Below are 10606 nucleotides of genomic sequence, written 5' to 3'. Positions count from 1 at the left end.
GGACGGGAACATCCCGTCGGGGCACCGCCGTCGGCCCGGGCGCTCAGCCGGGCAGGAGCCGCCGGAGGATCGGCGCGGCCCGGTCGGCGAGGTCGTGCTCGCCGTCCGGGGTCGGGTGCAGCCCGTCCGCGTAGACCCGGTCGGCCTCGGCGACGGGCAGCACCTCCCGGCCGTCGACCAGGTGCAGCCGCGGGTCGCCGAGCCGCTGGAGCACCCGGACCGCCTCGCCGGTCAGCTCGCGGACGCCCTCCAGGGTGAGCCCGGCGGAGTTGACCGCCTTCTCCCGCTCCACCGAGGGCAGCGCGGCGATCACCGCGATCGGGGTGTCGGGGTGGCCGTCGCGGATGGTCTCGACGAAGCCGCACACTGCCGAGCCCCAGCTGCGGGCGGTGAACACGCCGCGGATGTAGACGTTGGTGCCGATCTCCAGGGTGATCAGCTCGGCCGGGGTGTCCCGGACGACCCGGGCGACCAGCGGGTCCAGGTAGGCCTCCCCGGCGAAGCCGAGGTTGCGCAGCCGCCAGCCGTGCCGGACGGCCACCAGGGAGACCCAGCTCTCGGACGGGCCGTGCGGGAACATCGCGTGGGTGAGCGAGCTGCCGTACGCGATCCAGCGCGGGCCGGTGCGTTCGAGGGGCTCCAGCACCCGGTGGCCGCGCAGCGCGAGCGGGCCGAGCCGGGTGCGGCTGAGGTGCGGCAGCCAGACCTCCACCTCGGCCGGGCCGTTCGCGCCGGCGGGCAGCGGCAGGACCAGCCGGTGGCGGCCGGACACCGGGTGCCAGCGGTGGGCGACGACGCCGTCCACCACCACGTCCAGCGGCGCGCTGCCGGGTTCGGCGTCCAGTTCCAGGACCAGTTCGACGGCGTCGGTGCGCAGGCCGAAGCGGGCGCCGGCCGGGAGCCGGGCGAGGCGGGCGAAGTCGGCGGAGAGCGTGGTCGCCACCCGGTCCAGCGGCAGGCGCAGCGGGATCCAGCGGTCCTCGTGGCGGGCCAGGCCGCTGATGCCGTCCCAGGAGAGCCGGGGGTCGTCCGGGGTGAGCGATTCGACGGCGTCGGTGGTGGCCGCGGTGGCGGCGGGCCGGGTGGCGGTCACGCCCGGCCCTCCTGGAGGTCCGCGACCCGGGCCGAGGCGTCGGCGGCCGACTCCCCGACCGCCGATTCCCCGACCACCGGTTCCGCGGCGCCCTCGTCCGTCCCGCCCCCGCCCTTCGGCGTGCCCAGCCCGAGGGCGGCGGCGACCAGTCCGACGGCCGAGAACAGCGCGGCCACCAGGAAGGCCCAGTGGTACGCGGAGAGCGAGGGCGAGGCGCCGCCGACGCCGGTGAGCACCGCCGCGCCGACCGCGACGCCGATGCCGCCGCCGAGTTGGAGCGCGGCGGTGACCAGCGCGGTGGCCAGGCCCTGGTCCTCGTTCTTCACGCCGCCGACGGCGGCGATGTTGAAGGCGAGGAAGCTGGTGCCGTTGCCGAGCCCGTGCACGATCAGCGCGGGCAGCAGGACGCTCAGGTAGTTGCTGTCGGTGCCGGTGCGCAGGAACAGCAGGATGCCGCCGCCCTGGAGGAGCAGGCCGAGGACGGCCGCGGGGCGCAGCCCGGAGCGGTTGATCAGCCTGGGCGCGAGGTTGACGGCGAGCAGGATCGCGGCGGCCATCGGGACGATCGCCAGGCCCGCCTGGAGGGCGCTGTAGCCGAGCACCTGCTGGAGGTAGAGCAGGGCGATGAACTGCCAGCCGATGGTGGCGCAGGCCCAGACCAGGCCGACGGTGTTGGCGGTGGACAGGGTGCGCGAGCGGAAGATCCGCAGGGGCAGCAGCGGGTCGGTGCGGCGCTGCTGGATGACCACGAAGGCGACCAGCAGGACGACGGCGGCGATCAGCGAGCCGAGGGTGGTAGCGGAGCCCCAGCCGACCTCGGGGGCGCGGACGAGTCCGAGGACGAGCAGCAGGACGCCGGCGGTGGCGGTGAGCGCGCCGGCCGCGTCGAAGCCGGGCCGTTCGCCGGTGCGCGGCTGGTCGGGGGCGACGGCGTAGTTGGTGACGGCGAGGACGAGCGAGGCGACGACGAAGGGCACGAAGAAGATGAGCCGCCAGTGCAGTTCGGTCAGGACGCCGGAGAACACCAGGCCGGCCGCGTAGCCGCTGGCGCCGGTGAGGGAGAAGATGCCCATCGCGCGGGTGCGCTCGGGGCCCTCCTTGAACGTGGTGGTGATGATCGACATCGCCGCGGGGGCGATGAAGGCGGCGGCGACGCCCTTGACGACGCGGCTGACGACCAGCAGGGTGCCGTCGGAGACGAGCCCGCCGGCCAGGCTGACCAGGGCGAACACGGCGGTGGCCCAGAAGAACAGCCGGCGTCGGCCGAAGAGGTCGGCGGCGCGGCCGCCGAGCAGCAGGAAGCCGCCGTAGGCGACGGCGTAGCCGGAGATGATCCACTGCAGCGTCTCCGGCCCGAGGCCGAGGTCCTGCTTGATCTCCGGTAGGGCGACTCCCATCAGGGAGACGTCCATCGAGTCGAGGAAGAGCTGGGCGCAGAGCACCAGGAGTGCCAGCCCCTTGTGTGCGCCGAGGGTGCGGGGCGCCGTGTCCGGCATCGGCCCTCTCCCAATCCATCTGGCAGACAATCGTCTGCATCTCAATCAAGTGGACCGAACGTAGCAGTCAAATCATCTAGCGTCAAACAATCTTGGAGCTACACGAGCCCCAACACCCCTTGCATCGCGAGGAGTTGACTTCCTATTGTTTGATAATTGCCGAACCTTAGAAATATCGGCCCAACCCACGGGGGAGTTGCCCACCCATGCCCGAATCCCTGCCCGGGCCCCTGCCCGAATCCGCCAGACGTCCCCGCCTGCCCTCGCTCACCGGCATCAGGTTCCTGATCGTGGTCCCGGTCTTCGCCTTCCACGCCGACATGGAGAAACCGTTCGGCGACGCGGGGGTCGCCGACGCCTACGCCTGGCTCGTCGGCAACGGCGCCTGGACCGCGATCAGCTGCTTCTTCGTCCTCAGCGGCTTCGTGATCACCTGGGGCTCGCGCCCGGACCACGGCGCCCGCGGCTTCTGGCGCCGCCGCGCCGCCAAGATCTACCCGCTGCACGTGCTCACCTGGGCCGCCGCACTGGTGCTGCTCGCCCTCGCGGGCACGGCGGCGACCCTCCGCCAGGCCGTCCCCAACCTGTTCCTGGTGCATACCTGGGACCCGGACCGCGAGGTCTTCTCCAGCCTCAACGACGTCAGTTGGTCGATCTCCTGCGAGGTCTTCTTCTACGCCGCCTTCCCGCTGCTGGTGCGCTGGATCCGGCGGATCCGCCCCGAACGGCTCTGGGCCTGGACCGCCGGGGTGATCGCCGCGATCCTGCTCGTCCCGGCCGCCGCCGCCCTGCTGCCGGACCGTCCGCCGCTGCCGTTCGGCTCCGGCTCGGTGTGGCAGTTCTGGTTCGTCTACGTGTTCCCGCCGGTACGGCTGCTGGAGTTCGTCCTGGGCATCCTGCTCGCCCGGATCGTCCTCACCGGCCGCCGGCTGCCGGTCGGGGCGCTGCCCGCCGCCCTGCTCCTCGTCCCGGCCCAACTCCTCGCCAAACAGCTGCCGTTCCTGTGGGGCCTGACCACCCCCGCGATCGTCCCGATCGCCCTGCTGCTGCCCGCGCTCGCCGCCCGCGACGTGGCCGCCCGGCGCTCCTTCCTCACCTCCCGGCCGATGGTCACCCTCGGCAGCTGGACCTTCGCCTTCTACCTGGTCCACCGGCTGGTCCTGGACCACGGCCACCGCGCCCTCGGCGCCGGACGGACCTTCGGCACCCCGGTCGCCGCCGCGCTGCTGCTCGGCGCGTTCACCGCCGCCTGGCTGCTCGCCGGGCTCCTGCACCGGTACGTCGAGCTCCCGGCGGTACGGCTGCTCGCCGCGCCCCGGCGGCGCCCCGCCAACTCCCCGCCCCCGGGCCCCTCGGCGGACCCCTCGGCGGACCCGGCCACGGGCCCGACGCCCGCACCCGGCCTGGCCGCCGCCACCCCGTCCCGGACCACCTGACCCCGGGTCCCACCACCCGACCACGACCACCCCGGCCACGACCACCACCACGACCACGACCACGACCACGACCACAGCGAACCGACCGAGAGGCAGACCGATGACCGATCAGGACCTCACCGCCTACCCCCTCCCGCTCTCCCCCTACGGCGAGCCGCCCGCCGAGTTCGCCGAGCTGCGCGCCAAGTGCCCGGTCAGCCGGGTCCGACTGCCCAGCGGCGACCAGGCCTGGCTGGTCACCGGCTACGACGAGGTCGTCTCCGCGCTCTCCGACCAGCGGCTGTCCCGGGCCGCCCTGCGCGAGCCGGGCGCCGTACGCACCGTCTCCGGCGAGGACTTCTCCGACAACCCGTACAACCTGCTCAACCAGGAGGGCCCCGACCACGCCCGGCTGCGCCGGCTGATCTCCCCCGCCTTCACCCCGCGCAAGGCCGAGCGCTGGCGCTCCCGGGTGGTCGAGATCGCCGACGAGCTGATCGACCACCTGGTCGAAGGTCCCCGGCCCGCCGACCTGCACCACGACTTCGCCGCCGTGCTGCCGGTCTGGGTGATCTGCGAGATGGTCGGCGCCCCCGTCGAGGACCGCCCGCTGCTCCAGCAGTGGACCGACCGGCTGGTCTCCATCACCGCCCACACCCCCGAGGAGCGGCTCGCCGCCCGCCAGGAGTCCGCCGCGTACGTCGCCGGGCTGGTCGCCGAACGCCGGGCGAACCCCGGCGAGGACCTGCTCTCCACCCTCATCTCGGCCCGCGACGACCAGGACCGCCTCGACGAGCGCGAGCTGGTCTGGCTCGGCATCAACCTGCTGGTCGCCGGCCACGACACCACGGTCAGCGCGGTCTCCCGGGCGCTCTACCAGCTGCTGCGCCACCCCGACCAGTGGCGGCTGCTCACCGAGCGCCCCGACCTGCTGGAGAACGCGACCGAGGAACTGCTGCGCTACGCCCCGCCGTCCGAGATCGGCTTCATGCGGGTCGCCACCGAGGACCTGGAGCTGGCCGGCACCCCGGTGGCCAGGGGCGAGGGCGTCATCCCGGTGATGCACGCGGCCGGCCGCGACGTCCGCCGGGTCGACGACCCGGAGCGGCTCGACCTCACCCGCGCCGACCCCCGGCACGTCGCCTTCGGCCACGGCGCCCACTACTGCCCCGGAGCGGGCGTCGCCCGGATGGAGCTCCAGGTGGCCTTCGGCACCCTGGCCCGCCGGCTGCCCTCACTGCGGCTCGCGGTGCCCGCCGAGGAGGTCGAGTGGCTCGGCGGCCTGCTGACGCTGCGTCCGAAGGCGCTGCCCGTCGAGTGGTGACGGCCCCGGGACCCGGAAGCGGCCCCGGGGCCCCGACCCGGTAACCCCCTTCCCGGCGGCCCGGCCGGGCGACCCCGGCACCCGGATACGGCGACCCGGTCCGACGGCCCGTCCGTTGGGCCGGGTCGTCACCCGCCGCCCGGCCGTAGGGACGGGTTCTGGTCCGTACGGACGCCCGAAGACGGAACACCTGTCCGATCCCGAGACTTGGGGCCAGCCGGTACACCCGTCCCCTCGACCGGACCACCCGCTCCACCCAGGAACGAGGCCCCATGCCCACCACGCCCCCGTTGGCCCTGACCGGCCACGACCTGACCCTCACCGACATCGTGTCCGTCGCCCGGGCCCGCCCCGGCGCCGCCGGACCGGTCCTCGCCCCCGCCGCCGCCGAGCGGATGGCCGCCTCCGTCGCGCTCAAGGAGGACTGGCTGGCGCGCGGCATCCCGCTGTACGGCATCACCACCGGCTTCGGCGACTCCGTCGCGCACCAGATCTCCGCCGACCGGGCCGCCGCGCTCCAGCGGAACCTCGTCACCTACCACCTCAACGGCACCGGCCCGACCGCCGCGCCCGAGGTCGCCCGCGCCGTCCAGCTGATCCGCGCCAACTGCCTGGGCCGCGGCCCGTCCGCGATCCGCCCCGCCGTGGTCGACACCCTGCTGCGCCACCTGGCCGCCGACATCCTGCCGCTCATCCCCGAACGGGGCTCGCTCGGCGCCAGCGGCGACCTCGTCCCGCTCTGCTACCTGGCGCACGCCCTGCTCGGCGAGGGCGAGGTGCTGCACCGCGGCCGGGTCCGCCCGGCCGCCGAGGCGCTCGCCGAGGAGGGCATCGAGCCGGTCGTGCTCTCCGCCAAGGAGGGCCTGGCCCTGATCAACGGCACCGCCTTCACCTCCGCCTTCGCCGTCCTGGCCGCCCACGACGCGGCCGAACTCGCCGCCGCCGCCGACCTCGCCACCGCCCTCGCGGTGGAGGCGCTGCACGGCAACGCCTCGCACTTCCACCCGTTCCTGCACCGGCAGAAGCCGCACCGCGGCCAGCTCACCTCCGCCGCCACCATCCGCGCCCTGCTCGACGGCTCCGAGCTCGCCACCGACTACCGGGGCATCCTCGACCGCCAGGAGCGCCTGGGCGACCGCGGCTTCCTCACCCACGAGCACCGCATCCAGGACCCGTACTCGCTGCGCTGCGCCCCGCACGTCACCGGCGTGCTGCGGGACACCCTGGACTGGGTGCGGCCCTGGCTGGAGACCGAGGTCAACGCCTCCACCGACAACCCGCTGTTCGACACCGAGGAGGGACTGCTGCACCACGGCGGCAACTTCTACGCCGGCCACGTCGGCCAGGCCATGGACAGCCTCAAGACCGCCGTCGCCAACACCGCCGACCTGCTGGACCGCCAACTCGCCCTGGTGGTCGACCCCAAGTTCAACCGCGGCCTGCCGCCCAACCTGATCGCCCCCGCCGCCGACACCGACGCCCACGCCGGGCTGCACCACGGCTTCAAGGGCATGCAGATCGCCGCCTCCGCGCTCACCGCCGAGGCGCTGAAGACCGCCGCCCCCGCCTCGCTGTTCTCCCGGTCCACCGAGGCGCACAACCAGGACAAGGTGAGCATGGGCACGATCGCGGCCCGCGACGCCCGTACGGTCGTCGAACTGGCCCGCGACGTCACCGCGATCCACCTGCTCGCCGTCGCCCAGGCGGTCGAGCTGCGGGGCCTGCGCCAGGCCTCGCCCACCCTCCAGAAGGTGCACGGCCTGATCCGCGAGCACGCCCCGTTCACCGACCGCGACCGGCGGATGGACGGCGACATCGCCGCCGTGGCCGGCCTGGTCCGGGACGGCTCGCTGCGCCGCGCCGCCGGGCTCCCGGAGCCCTTCGCCGCACACTGACCCCCTCCCCTCCCCCGTACCTCCCCTCCCCCGCACCGGCACGTCCCGTCCGCGACTCCCCACAGCCCGAGGAGCAATCAGAGATGCTGCTACTGCGCGACCCCGCCCAACGCCAGGACGCCGCCGAGCGCCTGGACTCCCACACCGCCCTGATCCACCGCACCTGGCAGGGCCAGGACCCGGCCGACCGCTACGGCGCCAAGCTCGCCACCACGCTGGCCGCCGCCGTGCGCTCCCCGATGTACGCCGAGACCCTCGCCGGCGGACTCGCCGAGCGGCTGCGCTCCGACGACCCGCTGACCCCCGCCGAGGCCCTGGACGCCTTCGCCGCACTGCCCTTCCTCGGCAAGAAGGAACTCGGCGGCCACGGCGCCGGCGCGTTCACCCGCCCGCTGTCGGAGTTCCTGCACTACTACGAGTCCTCCGGCACCACCGGCGACCCGGCCCCCGCCCCCAAGGCGGTCGACGACCTGCTGATCAACACGCTCAACATCGGCGAGATGTGGGGCCGGCTGCTGCGGCCCGCCGACGTCGCCCTGATCCTCATCAACGCCCCCTTCGCGCCCGCCGCCTACCAGTTCGAGAAGGTGCTGGAGTACCTCGGGGTGATGTCCTTCCGCCCCTGGGTGGACAACATCACCGGCGACTACACCCGGGTGCTGCGGCTGATCTCCGAACTGAACGCCAACGTCTACGTCGGACCGCCCTCCCGGCTGCTGGAACTGGCCCAGTTCTCGCAGCGCAACGGCCTGCCGCTGCCCCGCTTCGACCGGCTGCTGCTGATGGCCGAGCAGACCGGCCCCAGCTTCGTGCGCCACCTCGAACGCCTCACCGGCGGCACCGCCTACGTCGGCTCGTACGGGTCCTCGGAGACCGGCACCCTCGCCGTCACCTGCGAACACCGGCGGCTGCACCTCCAGTTGCAGAGCTACCTGCTGGAGATCGACGACGGCGAGCGCACCACCGTGCTCGGCCCGGACACCGACCCGGTGCAGGGCGAACTGGTCGTCACCACCCTGGACATCCCCTCCCGGCCGCTGCTGCGCTACCGCACCGGCGACCTGGTCCGGATCGAGACCGACCCGTGCGACTGCGGCATCCGGCTGCCCGTCCTGCGCACCCTCGGCCGGGCCCAGGACGTCCTGCTGCTCGCCGAGAACAACATCCGCCAGGACGACCTGGAGGAGGCGCTGTGGGCCGAGGCCCTGCCGGGCGCCTCGGTGTTCAACTACATGCTGGTGCTGCGCGGGCGGACCATCGTCTGCCTGGTCACCACCGACGGCACCCCGGACGGCTCCTGGTCGCGGGTGCTGGAGCAGCGCCTCGCCCCGCTGTTCGAGGAGTACACGGTGACCGTCCACCCGGTGGAGAAGCTGCCCCCGCTGGCCTCGCTCGGCCAGTACCTGGGCTGGAAGCTCTCCCGGGTCCTGGACCTCAACGAGGAGGCCAACTGGGGCCGGCTGCCCGCACCGCTCACCTCGCTGGTGCGCGAGTCACTGGCGCAGGTCGAGAAGGCCACGGGGGTGAAGGCATGAGCGGTCTCTTCGGGCTGGTGTCGCGCAGCGGGGATGTGCGCGAACGGGCCGACCTCGTACGGGAGTCCACCGACACCCTGACCCACCGCGGCCCGCGCCGCGGCGGCACCTGGCTGGCCCGGCACGCCGGGCTCGGCCACCGCCAGTTCCACACCGGGCCGCGCAACGACGTACCGCAACCCTGGTTCCCGCCCGAACTGGATCCGGCCCCGGCCGTCATCGCCTTCTCCGGCGAGCTGCTCAACCCCGGCCCGCTGCACACCGCGCTGACCGCCCGCGGCCACCGCATCCGCAACGGCTCGGACGCCGAACTCGTCCTGCGCGCCTACCTGGAGTGGGGCGCCGACGCCGCCGGGCGGCTGGTCGGCGGCTACGCGGCGGCGATCTGGGACACCCGCACCGAGGAGCTGGTGCTGATCCGCGACCGGCTCGGCGTCGAGCCGCTCTACTGGTCCGAACTCCCGGACGGCTCCCTCGCGTTCGGCTCGGAGCCGAAGGCCCTGCTGGCCGCCGGGCTGCCCGCCGAGGTGGACGCGAACGGCCTGGTGGACGTCCTCACCGTCGCGCTCAAGCGCCCCGGCGACGCCGTCTACCGCGGCCTGCGCGAGGTCCGCCCCGGCTGGCTGCTGACGGCCGGCCCGAACGGCGTGCGCCACCGGCGCTACTGGGCGCCGGAGGCCGCCGAGCACACCGACGACGAGCGGACCACCGTCCAGCGGGTGCGCGCCCTGCTCGCCGACACCGTGCGCCGACAGTCCGCCGACACCGGCGTCAAGCCCGGCGCCCTGCTCTCCGGCGGCCTGGACTCCAGCGCCATCGTCGGCCTGGCCGCGGCCGGCGGCGACAAGGTCTCCACCTACTCGGTCGACTTCGCCGGCAGCGAGACCGATTTCAAGGCCGACGCCCTGCACGTCAGCCGGGACGCCCCGTACGTGAAGGCGGTGGTCGACCACGTGGGCACCAGGCACACCGAGATCCTGCTGGACGCCCCCTCGCTGCTCGACCACCTGGGCGCCACCCTGCGCGCCCGCGACCTGCCCGGCGTCGGCGACCTCGACGTCTCGCTGCACCTGCTCTTCCGCGAGGTGCGCGGCCACGCCGAGGTGGTGCTCTCCGGCGAGGGCGCGGACGACGTCTTCGGCGGCTTCCCCTGGTTCACCGCCGAGGCGGAGCGCCCGACCGCGAACTTCCCGTGGTCGGCCGGGATCTCCGACCGCAGCGGGATGCTCTCCGCCGAGCTGCGCCGCCACCTGGACGTGGACGCCGAGGTGGCGGCCCGCTACCGCGAGGCGCTCGCCGAAGTCCCGCGGCTGGACGGCGAGTCGGGCGCGGACCTGCGGCTGCGCGAGGCCTTCCACCTCCAGCTCACCCGCTTCCTGCCGTTCCTGCTCGACCGCAAGGACCGGATGAGCTTCGCGGCCGGCCTGCTGGTCCGGCTGCCGTTCACCGACCACCGGTTGGTCGAGTACGTGTGGAACACCCCGTGGGCGCTCAAGCGGGCCGGGGGCCAGGAGAAGGGCCTGCTCCGCGAGGCGGTCGCCGACCTGCTGCCCACCGAGGTGGTGCGGCGGCAGAAGAGCGGCTTCCCGTTCGGGCAGAGCCCGGAGTACCTGGAGGCGGTCCGCGAGGCCGTCCGCGCGCTGCTCGCCGACAAGGACTCGCCCGCCCTGCCGCTGCTGAACGCCGAGGCGCTGCGCGCCCAGGTGGACGGCGGCGACTGGCACACCGGCACCTTCACCCCGCCGCCCTGGCTGCCGCGCGCCCTGCTGCTGGACGCCTGGCTGCGGACGTACGACGTCCGCGTGGTGCTCTGACCGTCGCCCCCTCCGACCGCGCCGCCCGCACCCC

General features: G+C 74.1%; 7 protein-coding genes. 5 read left to right on the top strand and 2 right to left on the bottom strand.

Annotated features, from left to right (window positions below; translation table 11 throughout):
* Positions 1-43: 43 nt before the first annotated feature.
* On the bottom strand, positions 44-1093 hold the full coding sequence (locus ACFU6K_RS18125; protein ID WP_380664132.1) for an SGNH/GDSL hydrolase family protein: 1050 nt from the start codon (positions 1091-1093) through the stop codon (positions 44-46).
* A complete protein-coding gene (locus tag ACFU6K_RS18120) occupies positions 1090-2589 on the bottom strand; it encodes an MFS transporter (protein WP_380664130.1) in 1500 nt (499 codons plus the stop codon). The genes ACFU6K_RS18125 and ACFU6K_RS18120 overlap by 4 nt, the downstream gene beginning before the upstream one ends.
* Positions 2590-2795: 206 nt before the next feature.
* Here ACFU6K_RS18120 and ACFU6K_RS18115 point away from each other — a divergent pair, with 206 nt between their 5' ends.
* The 5 genes from ACFU6K_RS18115 (at position 2796) to asnB (ending at position 10572) form a co-directional block, all read left to right on the top strand.
* Complete coding sequence (locus ACFU6K_RS18115) at positions 2796-4025, top strand: acyltransferase family protein (RefSeq protein ID WP_380664128.1); 1230 nt, start codon at positions 2796-2798, stop codon at positions 4023-4025.
* A gap of 100 nt (positions 4026-4125) precedes the next feature.
* Positions 4126-5328, top strand: a complete 1203-nt coding sequence (locus tag ACFU6K_RS18110) for a cytochrome P450 (protein ID WP_380664126.1) — start codon at positions 4126-4128, stop codon at positions 5326-5328.
* A 272-nt stretch (positions 5329-5600) separates the two neighbouring features.
* A complete protein-coding gene (locus ACFU6K_RS18105; protein WP_380664124.1) occupies positions 5601-7223 on the top strand; it encodes an aromatic amino acid lyase in 1623 nt (540 codons plus the stop codon).
* A gap of 83 nt (positions 7224-7306) precedes the next feature.
* Entirely contained in the window at positions 7307-8758 is a 1452-nt protein-coding gene (locus ACFU6K_RS18100) for a phenylacetate--CoA ligase family protein (RefSeq protein ID WP_380664122.1), read from the top strand.
* Positions 8755-10572 carry an asparagine synthase (glutamine-hydrolyzing) gene (gene asnB / locus ACFU6K_RS18095; RefSeq protein WP_380664120.1) on the top strand — a complete coding sequence of 606 codons (1818 nt, stop codon included), beginning with the start codon at positions 8755-8757 and terminating at the stop codon, positions 10570-10572. Before ACFU6K_RS18100 ends, asnB begins: the two co-directional genes overlap by 4 nt.
* The last annotated feature ends 34 nt before the right edge of the window (positions 10573-10606 follow it).

It is taken from the genome of Kitasatospora sp. NPDC057512, from assembly GCF_042802135.1.
Classification (GTDB): domain Bacteria; phylum Actinomycetota; class Actinomycetes; order Streptomycetales; family Streptomycetaceae; genus Kitasatospora.
The sequence above is the reverse complement of the archived record's forward strand: the minus strand, read 5'-3'. Positions and strand labels throughout refer to the sequence as shown.

Bases quoted from the DNA above. Each gene is read 5' to 3' on its own strand.
- ACFU6K_RS18120 (WP_380664130.1), bottom strand. From the start codon at position 2,589: ATGCCGGACACGGCGCCCCGCACCCTCGGCGCACACAAGGGGCTGGCA.
- ACFU6K_RS18115 (WP_380664128.1), top strand. From the start codon at position 2,796: ATGCCCGAATCCCTGCCCGGGCCCCTGCCCGAATCCGCCAGACGTCCC.
- ACFU6K_RS18110 (WP_380664126.1), top strand. From the start codon at position 4,126: ATGACCGATCAGGACCTCACCGCCTACCCCCTCCCGCTCTCCCCCTAC.
- ACFU6K_RS18105 (WP_380664124.1), top strand. From the start codon at position 5,601: ATGCCCACCACGCCCCCGTTGGCCCTGACCGGCCACGACCTGACCCTC.
- ACFU6K_RS18100 (WP_380664122.1), top strand. From the start codon at position 7,307: ATGCTGCTACTGCGCGACCCCGCCCAACGCCAGGACGCCGCCGAGCGC.
- asnB (WP_380664120.1), top strand. From the start codon at position 8,755: ATGAGCGGTCTCTTCGGGCTGGTGTCGCGCAGCGGGGATGTGCGCGAA.